The sequence below is a fragment of the Caballeronia sp. Lep1P3 genome, assembly GCF_022879595.1.
Classification (GTDB): domain Bacteria; phylum Pseudomonadota; class Gammaproteobacteria; order Burkholderiales; family Burkholderiaceae; genus Caballeronia.
The window spans coordinates 188158-210065 of sequence record NZ_CP084268.1; the positions used below are offsets into that span (position 1 = coordinate 188158).

General features: G+C 62.7%; 16 protein-coding genes and 2 pseudogenes. 8 read left to right on the forward strand and 10 right to left on the reverse strand.

The window, feature by feature from the left end:
* Window positions 1–31: 31 nt before the first annotated feature.
* The 4 genes from LDZ27_RS25150 to LDZ27_RS25165 form a co-directional block, all read right to left on the reverse strand.
* Complete coding sequence (locus LDZ27_RS25150) at window positions 32–874, reverse strand: glycine betaine ABC transporter substrate-binding protein (RefSeq protein ID WP_370653499.1); 843 nt, start codon at window positions 872–874, stop codon at window positions 32–34.
* A gap of 151 nt (window positions 875–1025) precedes the next feature.
* Window positions 1026–1913 (reverse strand): proline/glycine betaine ABC transporter permease, encoded by an 888-nt coding sequence (locus LDZ27_RS25155; RefSeq protein WP_244818406.1) that lies wholly within the window; start codon window positions 1911–1913, stop codon window positions 1026–1028.
* On the reverse strand, window positions 1910–3178 hold the full coding sequence (locus tag LDZ27_RS25160; RefSeq protein WP_244818407.1) for a glycine betaine/L-proline ABC transporter ATP-binding protein: 1269 nt from the start codon (window positions 3176–3178) through the stop codon (window positions 1910–1912). The genes LDZ27_RS25155 and LDZ27_RS25160 overlap by 4 nt, the downstream gene beginning before the upstream one ends.
* A gap of 618 nt (window positions 3179–3796) precedes the next feature.
* A complete protein-coding gene (locus LDZ27_RS25165; protein WP_244818408.1) occupies window positions 3797–4756 on the reverse strand; it encodes an MBL fold metallo-hydrolase in 960 nt (319 codons plus the stop codon).
* Between the two features lie 166 nt (window positions 4757–4922).
* Between LDZ27_RS25165 and LDZ27_RS25170 the strand changes: the two are divergent.
* Window positions 4923–6561: pseudogene (locus LDZ27_RS25170) on the forward strand (IclR family transcriptional regulator).
* A gap of 13 nt (window positions 6562–6574) precedes the next feature.
* Here LDZ27_RS25170 and LDZ27_RS25175 read toward each other — a convergent pair.
* Both LDZ27_RS25175 and LDZ27_RS25180 read right to left on the reverse strand, forming a co-directional pair.
* A complete protein-coding gene (locus LDZ27_RS25175) occupies window positions 6575–6787 on the reverse strand; it encodes a DUF2783 domain-containing protein (RefSeq protein ID WP_244818409.1) in 213 nt (70 codons plus the stop codon).
* 6 nt (window positions 6788–6793) lie between these two features.
* Window positions 6794–8488: an FAD-dependent oxidoreductase gene (locus LDZ27_RS25180; RefSeq protein ID WP_244818410.1), complete on the reverse strand. Its 1695-nt coding sequence runs from the start codon at window positions 8486–8488 to the stop codon at window positions 6794–6796.
* Window positions 8489–8837: 349 nt separating this feature from the next.
* Here LDZ27_RS25180 and LDZ27_RS25185 point away from each other — a divergent pair, with 349 nt between their 5' ends.
* Window positions 8838–10667 (forward strand): phospholipase C, encoded by a 1830-nt coding sequence (locus LDZ27_RS25185; protein WP_244818411.1) that lies wholly within the window; start codon window positions 8838–8840, stop codon window positions 10665–10667.
* 89 nt (window positions 10668–10756) lie between these two features.
* The gene (locus LDZ27_RS25190; RefSeq protein WP_370653500.1) at window positions 10757–12178 is read left to right on the forward strand and encodes a cytochrome-c peroxidase; all 1422 of its coding nucleotides are present in this window, start codon (window positions 10757–10759) and stop codon (window positions 12176–12178) included.
* Between the two features lie 6 nt (window positions 12179–12184).
* On the opposite strand, the gene argE is transcribed toward LDZ27_RS25190, so the two are convergent.
* From argE to LDZ27_RS25210, 4 genes and pseudogenes are all read right to left on the reverse strand, one after another.
* Entirely contained in the window at window positions 12185–13357 is a 1173-nt protein-coding gene (gene argE / locus LDZ27_RS25195) for an acetylornithine deacetylase (protein WP_244818412.1), read from the reverse strand.
* Window positions 13350–14027 carry a DUF1028 domain-containing protein gene (locus LDZ27_RS25200; protein ID WP_244818413.1) on the reverse strand — a complete coding sequence of 226 codons (678 nt, stop codon included), beginning with the start codon at window positions 14025–14027 and terminating at the stop codon, window positions 13350–13352. Before LDZ27_RS25200 ends, argE begins: the two co-directional genes overlap by 8 nt.
* A 37-nt stretch (window positions 14028–14064) precedes the next feature.
* Window positions 14065–14496, reverse strand: coding sequence for a RidA family protein (locus LDZ27_RS25205; protein ID WP_244818414.1), 432 nt, complete (start codon window positions 14494–14496; stop codon window positions 14065–14067).
* A 51-nt stretch (window positions 14497–14547) separates the two neighbouring features.
* Window positions 14548–15899, reverse strand: a pseudogene (locus LDZ27_RS25210) (flavin-containing monooxygenase).
* A 198-nt stretch (window positions 15900–16097) separates the two neighbouring features.
* On the opposite strand from LDZ27_RS25210, the gene LDZ27_RS25215 reads away from it, so the two are divergent.
* From LDZ27_RS25215 to LDZ27_RS25235, 5 genes are all read left to right on the forward strand, one after another.
* Window positions 16098–17024, forward strand: coding sequence for a LysR family transcriptional regulator (locus tag LDZ27_RS25215; RefSeq protein ID WP_244818416.1), 927 nt, complete (start codon window positions 16098–16100; stop codon window positions 17022–17024).
* A 175-nt stretch (window positions 17025–17199) separates the two neighbouring features.
* On the forward strand, window positions 17200–18348 hold the full coding sequence (locus tag LDZ27_RS25220) for a Rieske 2Fe-2S domain-containing protein (RefSeq protein WP_244818417.1): 1149 nt from the start codon (window positions 17200–17202) through the stop codon (window positions 18346–18348).
* A gap of 20 nt (window positions 18349–18368) precedes the next feature.
* On the forward strand, window positions 18369–19550 hold the full coding sequence (locus tag LDZ27_RS25225; RefSeq protein ID WP_244818418.1) for an ABC transporter ATP-binding protein: 1182 nt from the start codon (window positions 18369–18371) through the stop codon (window positions 19548–19550).
* Window position 19551: 1 nt separating this feature from the next.
* Window positions 19552–20616, forward strand: a complete 1065-nt coding sequence (locus tag LDZ27_RS25230) for an ABC transporter substrate-binding protein (RefSeq protein WP_244818419.1) — start codon at window positions 19552–19554, stop codon at window positions 20614–20616.
* 24 nt (window positions 20617–20640) lie between these two features.
* The gene (locus LDZ27_RS25235) at window positions 20641–21894 is read left to right on the forward strand and encodes an ABC transporter permease (RefSeq protein ID WP_244818420.1); all 1254 of its coding nucleotides are present in this window, start codon (window positions 20641–20643) and stop codon (window positions 21892–21894) included.
* The last annotated feature ends 14 nt before the right edge of the window (window positions 21895–21908 follow it).

Sequence of the window (21908 nt, forward strand, 5' to 3'; positions counted from 1 at the left end):
TTGAATGAGCGACCGGCAATGCCTGCTGCGCTTACTGTTCGAGCCAGGCCTTCACCTTGTCGGGGTGGGCATCGACGAACTTCTTCGCGGCGCTCGGCCAGTCGTTCGTCGAGTTGCCATCGAACTCGACGGACTCGACATCGGCGAGCGTCATCTTGAAGTGATGAAAGAAGACATCGGCGCGCGGGAATTTCGACGCGAACTGCTTGGACGCGAAGCCATGCACTTGCTCTTCGCCGCCTAACGCGCCCTTCGGGTCCTTCAGATAGCGCATCTTCCATTTCTGCCAGAGCCAATGCGGGCTCCATACGGTGACGACGACCCAGTTCTTCGATTGATACGCCCGCGTGATCGACGCGAGCATGCCCGCCTCGCTCGACGATTGCAGGTTATAGCCCGCGAGGTTGTATTCCTTGATGGCCTTCTCGGACGCCTGCATGAGACCGCCGCCCGGCTCGATGCCCTGAATCGTGCCGTTGAGCTTGCTCTTCACGTCGGGCTTCGCGAGATCCGGAATGGAAGACAGTTCGCTTTCGGGAATGTAGTCCGGCACGGCCCATCCGTTCTTGCCGCCCGTATAGATGATCCCGGTGTCTTCCATGTCGTTCTTGTAGCGCGCGTAATACGTCCCGTGCGTGACCGGAAGCCATCCGCCGACCATGATGTCCAGATCGCCGCGCGCGACGCCCTGATACTGGATGCCGATGTCGGCCTGAACGAACTTCACCGGCTGTTGCAGCTTGGTTTCGAGCACGTACTTCGCGACGTTCGCCACCGCGAGCACATCGGCCCAGTTCGTCACCGCGATCTTGATGGGCTCAGCCGCACGCGCCGATACCGCCGTGAGCGCCATCGCGCCGAGCGTTACTGTCATCGCGGTCCTGGTCAGCCAGCGCTTCATCACATCACCCGTCATTTTGTACTCCTTGTTAGTTCGATCGTTCGTTGGATTTCCGACCGGCGACTTAATCGAGTCAGCGGACGCGCTTGCAGTTCGTTACTGCGGGATTTGCGGCACTTCTCTCTCAGGTTCGGGCCGCGCCGACCGCGCCTGCCTTCGAAGCCTTTGCCGTCTTGCGCGGCTTCTTCGACTTGACGCCGAAGCTCTCGGTCAACCGATCTAGCACGATGGCGAGCAGCACCACGCCCAGACCGCCTTCGAAGCCGATACCGATGTCGAGCCGCTGGATGCCGCTCAGCACGTACTCGCCAAGACCGCCGGCACCGATCATCGAGGCGACGACGACCATCGACAACGCCATCATGATCGTCTGATTCACGCCTGCCATGATGGATGGCAGTGCGTTCGGAAGCTGGATCTTCCAGAGCAATTGCGCATCGGTGCTGCCGAACGCGCGCCCGGCTTCCAGCAATTCCTCACGCACCTGGCTGATGCCGAGCGTCGTCAAACGCACGACAGGCGGCATGGCGAACACGATCGTTGCGATCACTGCGGGAACGCGCCCCAGCCCGAACAGGATCACCGCAGGAATGAGGTACACGAAGGCCGGCATCGTCTGCATGAAGTCCAGCACCGAACGCAGCACGACTTCGACGCGCTTGTTGCGCGCGCCCCAGATGCCGAGCGGCACGCCGATCAGAAGACTGAAGAACGTGGCGGCAATGACGAGCGCAAGCGTCGATACGGTCTGCGCCCACAAGCCCATGTAGTGAATGACGTAGAGCGCGACGCCGACGAATGCGGAGAAGAGAACACCGCGTCGCCACAGTGCGAGCGCCATCAGCAATACCAGCATGGCGATGAAAGGGATGGCGCCTAGTCCGTCTTCGAGCAGCTTCACGCACGCGCCCAGCACGGAAGAAAACGCGTCGAAGCCGCCGCGAAAGTGCTGAAACAGGAAGTTGACGAGGTCTTCCGCGAATTTTCCAAAGATCGATGATGACGAGTTCATGCTGCTCTCCGCTCCAACACTTGCTTGAGGATGGTCCGGCACGAAACGATGCCCGCGAACTTGCCGTCGCCGTCGACGACCGGAACGTCGTATTCGCGGCCGAGCGCGACAGAGGCCAGTTCGTGCAGATCGGCTTCCGAGGGGACGGCGTGCAGGTCCGGATGCAACGCGTCGCGCACGGTGCGATTGCCGGCCTTGTGCAGACGTTCGAGCGTCACGCAGCCGATGAATCGTCCGCGTTCATCGCAGACGTAGGCGCAGTCGAGATTCGAATCGATCATCTCCGAGAGATAGCGCTCGGCAGACGTGCCCACGTCGCATGAAATCACGCCCTTGTTGGGCTTTTCCAGCAGGCTGGAAGCAGTCAGAAAGCGCGAGACGTCCACGTTGCGGAAGAAGTCGCGCACGTAGTCATCGGCGGGCGTCTGGATGAGGTCAGCCGGTGTGCCTACCTGAATCAGGCGGCCGTCTTTCATGATGCCGATGCGCCCGCCGATCTTGATGGCTTCTTCGATATCGTGCGAGATGAAGACGATCGTGCGCTGCTCTTCCTTCTGCAAGCGCAGCAACTCGTTCTGCATTTCGAAGCGGATCAGCGGATCGAGCGCGGAGAACGCCTCGTCCATCAAAAGCAGCGCGGGGTTGACCGCAAGCGCGCGCGCAAGACCGACGCGCTGCTGCATGCCGCCCGACAGCTCGCTCGGCAAGAGCTTTTCGTACGAGCCGAGACCGACGCGCGTGAGGGCCGCGCGCGCGGTCTCGTAACGGTCGAACTTCTTTTGTCCCGAGACTTCTAGACCGTAAGCGATGTTGTCGATAACGGTTCTATTAGGCAGCAATGCGAACGATTGAAAGACCATCGCCATCTTCTTGCGTCGGACTTCGCGAAGCTCGACGGTGGACATCGGCGCGATGTCGCGGCCTTCCAGGATAACGTTGCCAGACGTGGGTTCGATGAGCCGGTTGAGCAGACGCACGAGCGTCGACTTTCCGGAGCCCGATAGTCCCATGATGACGAAGATCTCGCCGGCCTGAACGCTCAGGCTCACATCGTCGACGGCAACCATGTTGCCTGTGGCTTCGAATATCTCGCTGCGGCCACGGCCTTGCTTCATCATCTCGAGGGCACGTTCGGGCTTCGGCCCGAAAATCTTCGAGAGGTTTTTCACCTGCAGAATTTCTGCGCCTGCGGCGGCGGCGTTCGTGTATGGAGGTACACGCACCTGTGCCGGGTTCTCGGGCGCAAGAGTCAAGTTGGGCGTCATCTGTCGTTCCGACTGATATTCAAGGGATCGGGCAGCACACTGTCCGGTTCATCCGGCTTCGTGCGCCGTCACTGAGCGGCGTTTGCGCACACGAATCGCGCGGAGCGCTAATCGCTGAGAATCAAACGCCGCTTGATTCACCAGTGCTTGTCATCGGTTCATTCATGCACGGGTCCAAGCGTATCAATTCAAATCGCGAACTCCCCCAACATTTCCTAGGCCATAAGCCCTACTTCTGGTAATGGTCGTTTGCGGGGCGTGGGCCGTGTCGCGTGCACTAAATGCGGTCTATGCGGCGGGGAGCCTTTAGCTGCGGGCGTTTGTGTGCTGCGGGTCGGGTTTGACGCGGTGCTTCGCCGAGGCGAGCGATGACGGTCGCCTCAGGGAATGTCCTAGATAGGGTTTGACAGGAGGAAGGAGACTGCAATTGAGGCGTGACTCCGGTGTTGGTCCGGAGCACAGTTGGGCTGGAGCCTAAGAACTGCTGACTTGCTTGATGCGCCCGCAAACTGGCCCGGTGTGCGAGCCGTCGAGCTCAGCGACCGGGCGTCGGCGCAAAGTTGCGCAACTATGCTGGAAGAGGGAAGGCGAGACAACAACACCCCTCCCATCCCACCCTCACCCCTGCAACGCCTCCCACATCTCCCTATCCCGCTCGGCCGTCCAAATACGCGGATGCCTGATACCGCTCGCTTCGTCATACGCGCGCGAGACATCGAACGGAAGGCAATGCTCGTAGATAAACACCTGAGCGAACTTCGGGTCCATCGCCTTGCGCGTATGAGCCATCGCGCCTTTCAGGTCAAGCTTGTCGGCCACCGCCTCGCGGCCTGCCTGAAGGAGCGTCGTCACGAAATCCTTCGTATAGTCGAGGCCTTTGCCGACTTCGGCCGGCGAGAGCAGCGCGGGCCCGCGGCCGGGGACGAGCTTCTCGGGATTCAGCGCGCGCAGCGCTTCGAGCGTCGCGGGCCATTCTTCGAGTTGCGCATCGCCGCAATAGCACGCCGCGTCGTACTCGACGAGATCGCCCGAAAAGAGCACCTTCTGCGACGGCAGCCAGACGACCGTATCGCCTTTCGTATGCCCCGCGCCGAGATGGGCGATCCTGACTTCGAGCTTGCCGAGCCACAGCGTGATTTCCTTCTCGAAGACGAGCGTCGGCCACGTGAGACCCGGCACCGTTTCCACGCCCGCGAAGAGGCGCGGAAAGCGCTCGATCTCCGACTTCATGTCCTGCTCGCCGCGCTCGACGATCATTTCATACGTGCCACGGCTCGCGATGATCTGCTGCGCGCCCTCCTCGAAATACGCCGACGCGCCGAGCACGCGCACCGCGTGATAGTGCGAAAGGACCACATACTTGATGGGCTTATCGGTAACGCTGCGGATCTTCCCAATGAGATCCTGCGCCATCGCGGGCGTCGCGGTCGTATCGACGATCAGCACGCCGTCGTCGCCGATGACCACGCCCGAGTTCGGATCGCCTTCGGCCGTGTACGCCCATGCGTTCTCCGAAAGCTGCGTGAAGGTGACGTTCTTCTGCTCCAGATCGGCCTGTGATGCGAAGGCTTTTGCCATGTCTGTCTCCATTGGATGCGCGGCGAATAGCCCATGGTCGCGTCGGGCATTTTGTTTGTCAATGGCAAACGGGCTTGCTATAGTTGAACTACGGGAAAACCCCCGTCGTGGTCTTTCAATAGCGGATGCGCTAGCATCGGACGCCCGAATCGCGCGCGAGGAGCGACTGCACTTGAACGACGTCACAGACAAACCGCAACGAGGCATCCAGAGCGTCGAAGTCGCCGGCCGCCTTCTGGAAGCGCTCGCGCTGCGTCGCGCGCCGGTCGGATTGAGCGAACTCGCGAGCGCCTCGGCGTTGTCCACTGCGCAGGCGCACACGTATCTCGTCAGCTTGACGAAGCTCGGCCTCGTCAAGCGCGATGCCCTGACTGGATATTACGAGCCGGGGCCGCTCTCGCTGCGTCTGGGTCTGATGTTCGTCGAAGAGCAGCCCGCGTATCGCCTGGCGGCTGCGCAGGCCGCACAGCTTGCGCAACGCATCGGTCATAGCGTGGCCGTGTGCGTCGCGGGGGCGCAAGGGCCGATGATCGTGCGCTACGAACGCGGCGCCCATCCGCTGCATGTGAATCTCCACATCGGCACGGTGATGTCGCTGCAAGGCACGTCCACAGGGCGCGTGTTCAGCGCGTTTCTGGATGCGTCGCAACTCGCCGCAATGATGCAGAGCCAGGGCATCGAACGGCCGCGCGTCGGCATCGACGATACAGCCTCGCCCGACGATGCACACTGGCACGCGAGCCTCGACGACACGCGCCGGCGCCGCATGGCGCGCAGCGTCGATATACCGAGTCCCGGCATCAGCAGCATGAGCACGCCCGTGCTCGACGCGAGCGGCCGCTTGCAACTCGCGCTGACGGTCATCGGACCATCGGGCGCGATGGACGTGACCTGGCAGGGCGGCATCGCGCGCGAGCTTCGCGACGCCGCGCGATGCATCACCGAAGCGCTGAACCAACCGCAATCGATTCATGGCAACTGACTTCGCGAACCTTCCGCACGACGCGAGCGCGTCCGAAACCAAAGCGCAGCGCGGAATCAGCGCGCTCGACAGCACGGGCGACTTGCTGAAGGCGCTCGCCGCAGCGGGTCACGCGATGAACCTGCGCGACCTTGCGGCCGCCGCCGGCATGCCGCCCGCGAAGGCGTTCCCTCACCTCGTCAGCCTGCAAAAGATCGGGCTGCTGTCTCGGGGCGACGACGGCTGTTTCGCCGCCGGTCCGCTCGGCTTCGAACTCGGGCTTGTCGCGCTGCAACGGCTTTCGCCCACACGCGATGCCGAACCGGAAATCGTCTCGCTCGCCGCGACGACGCAACTGAGCGTCGCCGCCGCCACGCTCGGCCCGCTCGGACCGACCGTCATCCGTCTCGAAGAATCGTCGCGGCCTCAGCACATCAGCCTGCGCGTCGGCACGGTGATGTCGCTCGTCAACACGGCGATCGGGCGCGTATTCGCCGCGCATGTGCCGGAGGACGCGCTCGCCGGATGGCTTGCGCAGGAACCCATCCGGCTCGCCGGCGCGCAAGCGAAGCCGTCGATTTCGCGCGCGTATCGGGAACGTCTCGCGCGCATTCGCGAGACCGGCATCGACGATGCATTCGACGCGCCGGTGCCCGGCATCGGCACGTTCGCGGCGCCGGTCTTCGATCACACGGACAGCATCCGGCTGGTGATCGCGGTGATCGGGCCTTCGCGCAGCATCGAGCGCAACGTCGATGGCCCAGCCGCGCGCGCGCTCCTCGCGGCGACGCGGCGGCTCTCGTGGCGTTTCGGTTCGCTGCGCGATGCATCGCCCGATTCGTGAAGCGCCAAGCGGCTCACGCGTTCGCCGCGCCCGTCGACCCTGAGCGCGCGATAGCAAAGGCTTGCGCGAGCACGTCCGTATCGCCGATGTGGTTCGCGAGCAGCAGCACGAGCTTTGCGTTGAGCATGTGACTGTCGGCATCGGCCAGGCCTTCGTGCGTGGCGATGAGACGCTCGTAGAACGCATCCATGTCCGCGATGTTCGGTTCGAGATTCAGGTGGCTCATGGCCGTTCATCCATTGAGAGCGACGTTGCAGGTCGCGCGATCCACCGCCGCGCGAATGCCCGCGATATCGAGTGCGCGCCAGCGTGCGCATACGTGCTGATCGGGGCGCAGAAGATAGAACGTGCCGGGGCGCGCATCGAAACGCGAGGCCACGATGCCCTCGCTGTCTTCCGCCATCTGCACGTCTTCCATCGCGCCCGTTTTCATGCCGCGCGGCGCGACGATCAGCGCCCGCACGCGCACCGGCAAACGCGCGAGCGTCAACAACCGTTGCGCCGTCTCGCCGATGTCCTCATCCGCGCCGCAGAAGTAGATGCCGGTGAACGCCCCGCCCGATGTCAGATTGAGCAGCCATGCATGCATGCCATCGACCGCGACCGGCGCGTCGGTGCAGACGGCACCGGGCACCATCGCGCAGGAGAAGGCGTCGGCGGGATCGTCGGGCGTGTTGAGCGGCGAGTCCGATAACACCGCGGGCACCGACAGCCGCCCGCTATTGACGATGCGCCGCGCGAACGCGCAGTCCTTCGCGAGCCGGAGCGCCGCGTCGCGGAAAAGCCTCGACACCGCGCTCTTCGGCGTGATGAAGTCCGTTGCGCGCGTCGAGTTGAGGATGTTCTCGTCGGCGGCACGTTCGCGCTCGGACGCGTAGGTATCGAGCAACGCAGGCGGCGCATCGCCGTTCACGACGAGCCGCAGCTTCCAGGCGAGGTTATCCGCATCCTGCACGCCGCTGTTCGCGCCGCGCGCCCCGAACGGCGACACGCCATGCGCGCAATCGCCCGCGAATAGCACGCGGCCATGCCGGAACGCGTCCATGCGCAGACACGAAAACGTATAGACGCTCACCCATTCCAGATCGAATTCGACGCTCTCGCCAAGCAGCGCTTTCACGCGTGGAATCACGCGCTCGGGCGCTCTCTCCGCGACGGGGTCGGCGTCCCAGCCGAGCTGGAAGTCGATGCGCCACACGTTGTCCGGCTGCCGATGCAATAGCACCGACTGATTGCGGTGGAACGGCGGATCGAACCAGAACCAGCGCTCGGTCGGAAACGACGCCTTCATTCTCACATCGGCGATGAGGAAACGATCCTTGAAGGTCCGGCCCCGGCTGTCGAGTCCCAGCGTGCCGCGCACGGCGCTGCGCGCGCCATCGGCGGCGACGACGTATCGGGCGCAGAGCGAATAGGCGCCGTCCGGCGTCCCGATCTGCAACTCGACGTGACTCTCATGCTGCGTCAAGCCGACGACCGTGCTTTTCCAGCGCATCTGGAGGTTGTCGAGTTGCATCGCGCGATCGGCGAGAAAGCCTTCGACGTAATACTGCTGGAGATTGATGAACGCGGGCCGCGCGTGGCCGGCTTCCGGCAGCAGGTTGAACGTGTAGATGAGTTCGTCCTGAAGAAAGACCTTGCCGACGTTCCAGCTCACGCCCTTTTGCGCCATGCGCTCGCCGCAGCCGAGACGATTGAAGATTTCGAGCGTGCGCTTGGCGAAGCAAATGGCGCGCGAGCCGGTCGCGAGCGTGTCGTCATTATCGACGAGAACCACTTTCACGCCCTGTTGCGCAAGGTCGATCGCCGCCGACAAGCCGACCGGCCCGGCGCCCACGACGACGACCGGATGAACCGCGTCTGTCGGCGCGTCATGCTCGGCGGCTCGAACATAGTCGAACCGCAGCGTTCGGTAGTCCGTCTCCATGCCGCGTCTCCTGACCGCTTCTATTTACGCATAGCAAGTTCCCTTGCTATAGATGAATTAGACCGATTCTATGGAACGAATGCACATTAGTTCGGATGGCTAATCAACCGCGCAAGAACCACAAGCCGCATTCAATAACCAGCCTTACAAGCCCGCCATGCCGTCACGTTTCCGCCATAAAACTGAAAACCAAAGTAAGGCAAATCGATGAATCCCTTCCCCGTTTTGCCACATGCCGATGATTCAATGCCGGTGCTTCAAGTGTCCTGCACATCCATCCACAACACTCTGGCCACTGCGCACGTCGACTTCCTGAGCGCTAAACCCGCCAATCTGGAGCCCCCAGACAATGAAGTACAAAACGATCCTACCCACCGCGATAGCCGTGGGGGCGCTGTTGACCATCGCCGCGTGCGGCAGCGACCACGACAACCCGACGTCTTCAAGCACGCCGTCCGTCTCCGCGCAAGACGCGCTGCAAACCGCAACGCCGATCAAGCATCTCGTCGTGATCTTCGGTGAGAACGTCTCGTTCGATCACTACTTCGCGACCTATCCGAACGCGAAGAACGTTTCGGGCGAACCGGCCTTCACGCCCGCATCCGGCACGCAAACCGACATCGCGACGCTCGCTGCCGCTGGTCTCAACGGCGCCGCGAACCCGAACGCGCAGGCCACGTCGCCGAACATCGTCGCGGCGAGCGTCAACGGCCAGGCAACCACGCCGCCGGCGCTCGGCGGCGCGCTCACGACGACCACGGCGCAACCGTTCCGCCTCGACCGTTCGCAGGCGAACACGAAGAGCCAGAACCACAGCTACGCGCCGGAACAGCTCGCCGACGACAACCTCAAAATGGACGCGTTCCCGCTCTTCACGTCGGCAAGCTCGATCGTCGCGGGAAGCACGGGCCAGTTCGGATCGTCGGCGCAAGTGCTCGGCTACTTCGACGGCAATACCGTGACCGCGTACTGGAACCTCGCGCAGAACTTCTCGATGAGCGACAACGCGTGGACCGACACCTTCGGTCCGTCGACGCCGGGCGCCATCGAAGTGATCTCGGGACAGAACCAGGGCGTCACCATGACGCCGAACCCGAAGAACGCAGCGGTGACGACGAGCAGCAACGCGATCCCCGACGGACAGGGCGGCTTCTCGATGATCGGCGACCTCGACCCGACCACCGACGTCTGCACCGCCGCCGCGCAGACCGCCACGTCGGGTCCGACGGGGATGATGAACGGCAAGAACATCGGCGACTTGCTGAACGCGTCGAACATCACGTGGGGCGGCTTCATGGGCGGCTTCAATCTGCAGACCGTCAACGCAAACGGCACGACCGGCTGCGCGCGATCGACGTGGTCGGATGTGCTCGGCAGCGCGCCGACCGACTACGTGCAGCATCACGCATGGTTCCAGTATTACGCGTCGACGGCCAACCCGACGCACCAGCGCCCGACATCGGTCGCGACCATCGGCTATACGGAATCCGCGCTCGACAGCACCGCCACGCCGGTTCATCACCAATACGATGTGGACGACTTCTTCGCGGCTGTGAAGGCGGGCAACTATCCGTCGGTGAGCTTCCTGAAGGCGCCCGCAGTCGGCGACGGTCATCCGGGCAACTCGGACCCGCTCGACGAACAGGCGTTCGTCGTGAAGGTCACGAACTTCCTGCAGCAGCAGCCTGACTGGAAGAACACGCTCGTCGTGATTGCCTACGATGATTCGGACGGCTGGTACGACCACGTCGCGCCGACCATCAAGAACTCGTCGTTCGATACGACGCTGCTGACGAAGGTCGGCAACGCGACGTTCACGGGCGCGGACCAGTTGTCCGGTCCCGGCCAGTGCACGGCCTCGGGCGCGACGCAGCCGGTCGGCATCAACGGCGGCGCGGTCAACGGCCGCTGCGGTCCGGGCACGCGCACGCCGTTCATCGTGGTATCGCCGTGGGCCAAGACGAACTTCGTGGATCACACGCAGATCACGCAGGCGTCGGTGGTGAAGTTCATCGAGGACAACTGGCTCGGCGGCAAGCGTCTCGGCGGCGGTTCGTTCGACGCATCGGCGGGCGACATCCGCAGCATGCTGAACCTGGCCGGCACGGGCGCCACGCCCACCGTGTTCCTCGATCCGAACCTCGGCACGAAGCTCGCTGCCGCGCCGGCCGCGGACTGATCGCCGGGTTGAGCCGCAAAAAGGCCGCGCCAGCGCTGCAACAGGCTGGCGCGGCTTCGTTTCACTTCATCTGGGCTGCCACCGTCGTCATGAGTTCGACTCACTCCGTATTGCCCCCGACGCTTCCCTCGACGCGCAAGCGTCCGCTCGCACATACGATCGTCTGGGCGATGACCGTCGCCGCCGCGGGCTGCGCGGCCTTCGTCGCTTACGCGGCCATCCATCCCGAGCAAGTGCCGCTTGCAGTCGGCGAGATCGTCGAAGCGCTCACCGGCGCGAATCCGCAACCGGTCGCGCTGCATGTCCCGCCGAGCCAGCCGTTGAGCGCCGTCGCGCTTCTCGGCAAGCAGATATTCAATGACCGGTCGCTGTCGGCGTCCGGCAAGCAGTCGTGTGCCTCGTGTCATAGCCCCGAGCACGCGTATGGGCCGCCCAACGATCTATCGGTGCAACTCGGCGGCCCGCATCTGACGGACGTGGGCTACCGGCCACCGCCGTCGCTCGCTTACTTATATCGGCAGGCGCCGTTTTCCATCGGTCCCGATCAGAACGACATGGACGCCGCACCCGTCACGCTCGATCAACTCGCGACGGCCGCGAGCGGCACGCAGCGCGCGGTGAAGACAGCGGGCGCCGCGCCCGCGGCCCCGGCGCTCGTTCCGCAAGGCGGGCTCTTCTGGGATGGCCGCGCGAGCACGCTTCAGGATCAGGCCATCGTTCCGATGTTGAACCCGGTTGAAATGGCGAATGCGAATACCGGCGAAGTCGTGCAGAAGCTCCTGAACGCGACGTACCTCGACCAGTTCAAGCAGCTTTTCGGCGACAGGATCGTGAGCCAGCCCGACCTTCTCGTCGATGAAGCGATGTTCGCGGTCGGACGTTATCAATTCGAAGACCCATCGTTTCATCGCTTCACGAGCAAATACGATTACTGGCTGCAAGGCAAGGCGCGTCTCACGCAGGCCGAGTTGCACGGCCTGCGCCTCTTCAACGATCCCGACAAGGCGAACTGCGCAGGTTGTCATTTGAGCAAGCCGAGCGCCGACCGTCTGCCGCCGCTTTTCACGGACACGCAATACGAAGCGCTGGGCGTGCCGCGCAATCGCAATCTTCCGATCAACAGGAATCCCAACTTTTATGACATGGGCGTATGCGGTCCCTTCCGCACCGATGCGGCCACACTGACGCAATACTGCGGCATGTTCCTTACGCCGACGCTGCGCAACGTCGCGACGCGCCACACGTTCTTTCATAACGGCGTATATCGCGACCTGAAGCAGGTAATAGACTTCTATAACCTGCGCGGCACGAATCCGGAGAAGATTTATCCGCACGATGCATCGGGCAAGCCGATGCAATACGACGATCTGCCGGCGAAGTATCACGCGAACATCGATGTCGCCGACGCGCCGCTCAATCGCAAGCCGGGCGACACGCCCGCCATGACCGACGACGAAATCAAGGACATCATCGCGTTCCTGAACACGCTGACGGACGGATACAAGCCCTGACGCGCGCTATTGAAACAGGCCGGCCGTCGCGAGATGGCCGGCAAGCCGCGCGAGCATCGCATCGCACGCATGGAGTTGTTCGACGCTCACGAACTCATCGGGCTTGTGTCCCTGATCCATGCTTCCCGGACCGCACACAACGGCGGGAATGCCCGCCTGATCAAACAGGCCGCCTTCGCTGCCAAAGGCGACCGTGCCGAAGTCGCTCGAGCCGCAAAGCCCTGCAAGAAGCCGCGCCGCTTCGCTTTCCGGCGGCGTGACGAGGCCCGGATACGCAGAGAGCGCTTGCAGGCGGATATCGGTCTCGCGCTGCACCGCGCGCATCTTCGGCAGCAGTTCCGCTTCGGCGTAAGTCCGCAGAGCGTCGGCGACGGTGTGCGCGTCGAAGCCCGGCAGCGCGCGCACTTCGAAGTCGAACTCACATTGCTCCGGCACGATGTTGAGCGCGCGGCCGCCTTTTATCATGCCTGTCTGCACCGTCGAATAAGGCGGATCGAAGCGCGCGTCGTGATGCTGCGGCTGCGCGAGCTGCTCGCCGATCGTCTCGAGCCGCGTGACGAGACGCGCCGCGTATTGAATGGCGTTCACGCCATACGGTGCATAAGCGGAATGGCAAGGCGCGCCCTTCACGTGACAACGCATCGCGAGCTTGCCCTTGTGACCCAGCACGGGCTTGAGTTCCGTCGGCTCCCCGATGATGCAGAGCACCGGCTTATGCGGGCGCTTTTCGAGTTCGGCGAGCATCGGACGAACGCCGAGACAGCCGACTTCCTCGTCATAAGAAAACGCAAGATGCACCGGCAGCTTCAACTCGCGCGCGACGAACTGCGGCACCGCCGCGAGCACCGACGCGATAAAGCCCTTCATATCGGCCGTGCCGCGCCCGTAGAGGCGGCCTTCGCGTTCGGAGAGGCGAAACGGTTCGACCGTCCACGCCTGCCCGTCCACCGGCACGACATCCGTATGACCGGAAAGCACGATACCGCCGCGATCGCGCGGACCGATGGTCGCGAAGAGATTGGCCTTGGTGCGCTCGTCGTTGTAGAAGAGTTCGCTTTCTACGCCGTATTGCGCGAGGTAATCGCGAATGAACGCGATCATGTCGAGATTCGAGTCGCGGCTGACAGTCGCGAAACGGATCAGCGCTTCGAGCAACGCACGGCTCGACATGTCACTCATCTCCCGGCACGCCATAGCTCGGCGCGGCGGTCGGATTCAGCGCGCGCGTCACATAGTCCTGCATCTGCGGCCGATACGCATGCCACAGTTCTTCGAGCTTGCCGACAGGATCGTCATCGGCCCAGTCGACGCGCAGATCGACGATGGGCCAGACTAAGTCGCTCACGATCCTGAGCGCCGCCGAATGCACCGGCCCCGCTTCGCCGCCCTTCGCCATTGCAGCGCGCATGGCCGCAAGCAGGCGATCGGCAAGCGCGCCCGATGTCTCTTCGAACGCACGCGGCATGGCTTCGATCACCTCGATGCTCGTCAGCATGTTGCCCGCCGCCACGCATTGAACGCCCGCTGTTGCATGATGCGTTCCGAGCGCCTCGTTGCCTGTGAAGAACGCAGTGCGCCCTTGCGCATCGATCACCGTGACTTGCCGATACGCGTTCCATTCGTCGGTGCGAAGCGCGTGATCGAGCGCGGTCGATGCATCGCTTCGTTCGTTCTCCATATGGTCCAGAATACGCGGTCCGAGCGCGGGCAGCGTGACGTTTTGCGTCGCGACGGCGCCGACGCCCGCGCGCAGCCACGGACACCGCGCGCCCACCGCGATGCTCGACGAACTAATGGCGATGCCGAGTTGCCCGGTCTTCTCGCAACGTCCGACGATTGAAAAGGTCATGCGTCCTCCGTGAGCGTTCGAAGTTGAAGGATCAGGATCAAGGCGCGGTCCAGCCCTCGGGAATCACCGCGATGACATCGATTTCCATCAGCCATTCCGGTTGACCGAGGGCGACCACGGTCAGTCCCGTCGAGATGGGATAGACGCCCTTGAGCCATTTGCCGACTTCACGATACACCGGCTCGCGAAAGCGCACGTCCGTCAGATACGTCGTCGTCTTCACGATATGCGAGAGATCGCTGCCCGCTTCATCGAGCAACTGCTTGACGTTTTTCATCGCCTGCTCCGCCTGCGCGCGCGGATCGCCGAGTCCGATTAAATTGCCCTCGAAGTCAGTACCGATCTGACCGCGCACATAGACCGTGTTGCCGGCGCGCACGGCTTGGCAGAGATCGTTGTCGAGCGTCTGGTTCGGGTACGTATCCTTCGTATTGAACATGCGGATGCGGGTGTGCGTAGGTTCGCTCATTTAACGCCTCGATGCCTGAATGTATGAATGACTTCTTTAGCCGATGCCTTATTAACTCACGCCCATTTCGCTTGCCTTGTGCACGCGCGATTGGCCTTGAGCGCCTTGCACGCTCTCTGTGCGATGACCTTTTCGGCATCGCGCCGCGGCGTGTCGTAGTAAGCAAGATACTTGCGCTGCGTGACGATGTGATCGGCAATGTGCTTGGCGTCGTGCCACACGCCCCAGATGAACGCGGAGCCACGGCGCGAGAGCCACGGCAAGCCGAGAAAATAAACGCCCGGTTCCTTCGATACACCTCGCTGATGCTTCGGCTTGCCCGTCTCGTCGAACGCGTCCACTTGAAGCCAGCGGAAGTCCACTGCGTATCCCGTCGCCCAGATGATCGACGTCACGTTCGCGCTTGCGAGATTCAGTTCGAGAATCGGATGTGTCATGCAATCCGGATCGGGCGGAATGATGCGCGCCTCCGGTTCGTCCGGAAGCACGAGGCCATTGCGTGCCGCATACGCGTCGGCGGCATCGAGCAGCGACAAGTAGTTTTCGTCACCGCGCGCGATGTTTTCCGCCAGATCGGGTTGGAACGTGGCCACGCCATCGTCGAACGATTTCGTCAGCCCAACGAGCGTCACGCCCTGATGCGCAAGACGCCTGAAGTCCACGGTATGCCCGCCTCGCGCGCCGCTCACGGCAATCGTGACGTGCTCTTTGCCGGGCCGCATGACTTCCGCATCCCACTCGCCGAGCACGCCGAGCCACCAGCAGAAATCGCGTCCGCGATACGCGCGCGGCGGACGGTCATGCGGCCCGACTGACAAATACACTTGCCGCCCCGCGCGCTGCAATTCATCGGCTATCTGCACACCCGACGAGCCCGCGCCCACCACCAAAACGGCGCCCTCGGGCAATTGCTGCGGATTGCGATAGTCGGCGGAATGAATTTGCGTAAGCCGCGCATCGTCTGGCGCGATGCGTGGAATGAGCGGACGCTGGAACGGTCCCGTTGCAACGACGACGCGATTCGCCTCGATCACGCCCTCCGATGTCTCGACCGTGAATCCGGGGCGGCCCACGTTGCGCGCGACCTTCGTGACTTCCACGCCCGTGCGAATGGGCGCATCGAATTTACTCGCATAAGCGACGAAATAATCCGCGACCTGCTCCTTGCCGGCAAACGCATTCGGGTCGATATCCGCGAACTCCTGATTCGGAAATCGATCATGCCAGGCTGGACCGTTGGCGACGAGTGAATCCCACCGCCCTGTGCGCCAGCGTTCCGCGATACGCGCACGCTCCAGCACGAGATGCGGCACGCCCGCGCGGGTGAGGTGTTCGCTCATGGCGACACCGGCCTGTCCCGCACCGACCACGAGGGTATCGATTGACGTCGTTTCCACTGTCATGACTGTGTCCTTCGGGAAAGCGGATGAATGCGATGCCTTTGAGCCTTCGCATCTTCGTATCCGTCGCAATCTACGCGCCGACGTCGAATCCGAAAAATATATTTAAAAAATGACTAGCATCGGATTTGGCTATGCAGCGTTTTTTGATCGCCGCACAATGCACGAAATGAGGGAGAAGAAAAAGCCGGAGTCATGTCGATGGAAAGCCATCCTTTGCGCTATTCGCTGCGTCAGTTGCGCTACTTCGTCGTCACTGCCGAAGCCTTGTCCTTCACGGCGGCGGCCAAGCGTCTGCATATATCGCAGCCGTCCATTTCCACCGCGCTTGCGGAGCTCGAAGTGTCGTTCGGCGTGCAGCTTTTCATACGTCATCACGCAAGCGGGCTGTCCCTGACGCAAGCGGGACGCGACCTTCTTGGCCAGGCGCGCAATCTGCTGAAGATTGCAGAAGAATTGCAGATGGCCGCCAAGGAAATGGATGGCGGCATGACGGGCAGCATCGCGCTCGGCTGTCTGGTTTCGCTTGCGCCGCCGCTCATGCCGGGCCTCATCAGCCGTTTCACGGACGAGCACGCAGGCATCTCCTTTCGCACGGTGGAGGCGCATCAAGATGCGCTCCTGAGAGGCTTGCACGACGGCTCGCTCGATATCGCGCTCACATATAGCCTGGACCTTAGCGAAGACATTGCCTTCACGCCGCTGCTTTCCTTGCCGCCCTATGCGATCTTGCCAAGGACGCATCGCCTTGCCCGCGCACGCAAGGTCTCGCTCGCCGATCTCTTGCCCGAGCCTTATGTGATGCTCGACTTGCCGCATAGCCGCGAGTATTTCGCTGCTCTCTTCGACGCTGTCGGCAGCCGCCCGGTGCCCGCGTTTCGGTCCTCGCAGCCCGAAGTCGTGCGCGGCATGGTGGCCAACGGTCTCGGCTACAGCCTGCTCAATTTCCCGCTCAAATCGAATCGCACCGTGGACGGCGAAGAGTTCGTGATTAAACGTTTCAAGGACAACGTCAACGCGACGATGCTCGGCATCGCGCAATCGCGGACCATGAAGCCGCGTCAGGTCGTCCATCGTTTCGCGTCGTTCTGCGAGAACTATATCCGGCGCCTGCACTTGCAGTCATGAGTCGCGCATGCAACGCGCGCTGCATAGTCAAAACCTTTGCGCTGTATCCGAAAACAATATTTTGGCTGGCAATTTGGCTTGATAGATTGATGTCCATGCTCCAGCGGGCCGCTCGCGAGAGAGATGAAAGCCTTGTGCGGCGCGCTCATCGAAGAAATCGAGGCAGGAGGACTTCATGGATAACCCGGTGACGAAAACGCGCGTACAGGCGCTCGTCGACGAACTGCGGACCGGTTGCGAACGGTCATTCAGCGAAGCGCGCGCCATGCCGCCGGGTGTCTATACGTCGCCTGAATTTCTGGCGCTCGAAGAGCGCGACATCTTTGCGCGCGAATGGCAATGCGTGGGCCGCGCAAGCGCGCTTAAGGCGCCGGGCGATTATCTGACCGCCCGCATAGGCGATCAGCCGATCGTCGTGTTGCGCGACGAAGCAATGCAGATCAAGGCGATGTCCAACGTGTGCCTGCATCGCATGTCGGTGCTGCTGGAAGGACGCGGTAACGTGCGGCGCATCGTGTGTCCGTATCACGCATGGAATTATTCACTCGATGGCGCGCTAAAGGGCGCGCCTTTAATGGACCGGCAAGAAGGCTTCTGCAAGGAGAGCTATCGGCTGCCCGCGATCCGCTGCGAACAATGGCAAGGCTGGATCTATGTGACGCTCGATGAAAACGCGGCGCCTGTCGCGACGAAGCTCGCGGAATTGAGCGAACTCATCGGCGCATACGGCATGGCGGACTACATCGAAACTTTCTATGAAGAGCATGTGTGGGACACCAACTGGAAGATCCTCGCCGAAAACTTCATGGAGAGCTATCACCTGCCGATGCTTCATCGCGCGACTGTCGGCCCGCATTCGAAGCTGGAGGACATGGAATGCCCGCCGGGTCGCGCGGCGTTCAACTATCACTGGATCACCAAGGAAGCGAGCCTGCCCATCGGCAACGCGCATCCCGACAACACGCGCCTCTCTGGACACTGGCGCAAGACCACGGCCTTGCTCGCGATCTATCCGACGCATCTCGTCACGCTCACGCCGGGTTATTTCTGGTATCTGGTGCTGCAGCCGCAAGGCGTGGGACAAGTGCATATTGGTTTCGGCGGCGGACTTGCGCCGGAATTCGTCGCGGACCCGCAAGCAAACGCGCATATGGCGACGCTCAAGAAGTTGCTCGACGAAGTAAATGCGGAAGACCGGCGCGGCGTGCAGGCGGTCTTTCGCGGTGTGCATGCGCCGCTTGCGAAGCCGGGCCATCTGAGTCATCTCGAACGGCCGAATTACGACTTCGCGCGCTATATCGCGTCAAGGCTCGCGCAGCACTGAACAGACAGGACTCAATGACGATGTCGACCCCTTCCTTCATTTCGTTCTCGGGCGTGAGCAAATCGTATGACGGCGCGCACTATGTCGTCGACGATCTGAACCTCGACGTGCGCAAGGGAGAATTCCTGTCGCTGCTCGGGCCATCGGGATCGGGCAAGACGACGACGCTCATGATGCTCGCGGGTTTCGAGTCGCCCACGCATGGCGAGATTCGACTCGACGGCAAACGGCTCGACGACAAGCCGCCGCATCAGCGCGACATCGGAATGGTGTTCCAGAACTACGCGCTGTTCCCGCATCTGACGATTGCCGAGAACGTCGCCTTTCCGCTTTCGGTGCGGCGTGTGAGCCGCGCGGAGCAAAAGACGCGCGTGAAGCGCGCGCTCGAGATGATCGAGTTGCCGCATCTCGGGAACCGCCGTCCGGCGCAATTGTCCGGCGGACAGCAGCAGCGCGTGGCGCTCGCGCGCGCGCTCGTATTCGAGCCGAGCGTCGTGTTGATGGACGAACCGCTCGGCGCGCTCGACAAGCGGCTGCGCGAAACGATGCAATACGAAATCATGCGGCTGCATCGCGAGTTGTCGCTGACGATCGTTTATGTCACGCACGATCAGGCCGAAGCGCTCACGATGTCCGATCGCGTCGCCGTGTTTTCCGATGGCCGCATTCAGCAGGCCGCGACGCCCACCGAGTTGTATGAGAACGCGCACAACGCATTCGTCGCGAACTTCGTCGGCGAGAACAACGGTCTGATGGGGCGCGTCGTCAACGTGGATCAACGGTGGGCAACGCTCGCGTTATCGGACGGCAACATGATTCGCGGACGCTGCGAAAGCGGCCTTCTTCCCGGCGACGAAGCCATGCTCGCGCTGCGTCCCGAACGCGCGCATATCCCGGGCGCCGAAAGCGCGCGCGCGGACGGGCACAGCAACGTGGTGCGCGCGCGCGTCGAGGAACTGGTGTATTGCGGCGACCATCATCGCGTGCATCTGACGCTCGGCTCCCGCGATTCGATGGTCGTGAAAGTGCCCAACACGCAGCGTCATGCACTGCCGCGTGCGGGCGATCACATCGAAGTGGCATGGCGTCACGACGACTGCAAGATTCTCGCGGCAGCCGCGCCACGCAGCGCGCCCGCCATTCAATCCCCCACCGCGCCTTCACCATCCATCATCAAGACCGCACCCGCAGGAGCCAACTGACATGCGCAATCAACTCAAAGCACAATGCGCCGCACTCGCCGCAGTCGCCGTAGTCGCCGCTTCCACTTTCGGCGCGGCGACTGCTCACGCAGCGGAAACGCTCAACGTCGTGACATTCGGCGGCGCGTTCGAAGCCGCTGCGAAGAAGGCCTGGTTCGATCCCTTCACGCAGGCAACGGGCGTGACGTTCTCGACCGAATCGTATGACGGCGGCCTGGCTAAGCTCTCCGCGATGGAGCAGGCGAAGAACACCACATGGGACCTGATCGACCTCGAAAGCAACGATGCAATCACAGGCTGCGACGAAGGCCTACTCAAGAAGTTCGACAAGGCTTCGCTCGGCAAGACGAGCGACTTCATTCCCGGTTCGATCAGCGATTGCGCGGTCGCGAGCATGGTGTGGTCCACCGTCTATGCATATGACACGAGCAAGCTCAAGACCGCGCCCACGACCGTCAACGACTTCTTCGACTTGCAGAAATTCCCCGGCAAGCGCGGCCTGCGCAAGTCGCCCAAGGTGGCGATGGAGTGGGCGCTGATTGCGGACGGCGTCGATCCGAAGGACGTGTACAAGGTGCTCGGCACGCCGGCCGGCGTAGACCGCGCATTCAAGAAGCTCGACACGATCAAGAAGAACATCGTGTGGTGGGAGTCCGGCGCACAGGCGCCGCAACTTCTCGCGGATGGCGCCGTGGTCATGGTGCAGGCCTATAACGGCCGCATCGACGACGCGGTCAAGCGCGACCACAAGCCCTTCAAGGCAGTGTGGGACGGCCAGCTCTACGACTTCGAATGGTGGGGCATTCCGACCGGCGCGAAGCACGCGGATACGGCTGCGAAGTTCATCGTCGCTTCGTCGCAGCCGAAGGCGTCGGCTGACTTGTCGAAGTACATCGCGTATGCGCCGCCGCGCAAGGATGCGATCCCGCTCGTCGACAAACAGCGTCTCGCCGATCTGCCGACCGCACCGGACAACTTCAAGCGCGCGCTGCAAGTCAATGCAACGTTCTGGGCCGACAATGCGGACGCCATCAACAAGCGCTTCCAGGTCTGGCTCACGCAATAAGCCAGCGCGCGACGAGAGTTCGACATGACCGTATCGGCCCACGCTGCAGCCGCCGGCTCTCCGACGAGAGCCGAAGGCCGCGAAAGCTACCGCAAGGCACAGCATCGCGCGGCGCTTCGCGCGCTCTTGCTCGCGCTGCCGTTGCTCGTGTTTCTGTTGTCCACGTTCATCGCACCGATCGCGTTGCTACTCGCACGCAGCGTGCAGAACCACGAAGTGCCGGACAGCATGCCCGCCCTCTCGCGCGCGCTCGATGCATGGGACGGCGAAGGCTTGCCGAACGAGCATACGTTCGCGCTGCTTGCGTCGGGACTTGCGCAAGCGCGCGACAGCGGGCAACTCGGCAACGTGGCGCGACGTCTGAACTTCGCGCAGCCCGAGTTCCGCAGTCTTCTGATGAAGACCGCGCGCAGCGTTCGCGATGAAAAGCCGCCCGCATGGAAGCCAGCGCTCATCGAGATCGACGAGCGCTGGCGCTCGCCGGAAATATGGCGCCTTTTGAAGCGCGCGGCGCAATCGCCGACGCCTGACTATTTGCTCGCCGCCGTCGATGCGCAAGTCACGCCGCAAGGCTCGATCGCTTCGGTGCCATCTAACGCGGCCGTTTATCGCGAGGCGTTCGCGCGCACCATTTCGATCAGCGCGACGGTCACGCTCCTGTGTCTCGTGCTGGGCTATCCGGTAGCGTGGCTGCTGGCGAACTTGCCCGCGAAAAGCAGCAACCGCCTGATGCTCTTTGTGATCGTGCCGTTCTGGACTTCATTGCTCGTTCGCACGACCGCGTGGTATGTGCTGTTGCAGCCGGGCGGCGTCATCAACAGTCTCATGATGGGGCTCGGCCTCGCGACGCATCCGTTGCCGCTCATCTTCAATCGAACCGGCGTGTTGATCGGCATGACGCATGTGCTTCTGCCGTACATGATCCTCGCCATCTATTCGGTGATGAAGAGCGTACCGCCCGTCTATGTGCGCGCCGCGAAGTCGCTCGGGGCGCATCCGTTCATCGCGTTCGTGCGCGTGTACATGCCGCAGACGCTGCCCGGCGTCGGCGCGGGCTGCTTTCTCGTCTTCGTGCTCGCGCTCGGCTACTACATCACGCCGGCGCTGCTCGGCGGCGCGGGCGACGAGATGATCAGCCAGCTCATCGCCATTCAAACGAACGCGCAGCTCAACTGGGGACTCGCGGGCGCGCTTTCCGCGTATCTCGTGATCTTCACTGCCGTGTTCTATTTCCTGTTCAACCGCATCGTCGGCATCGACCGGTTACGCTTCGGTTGATGCAGCGCGCATCG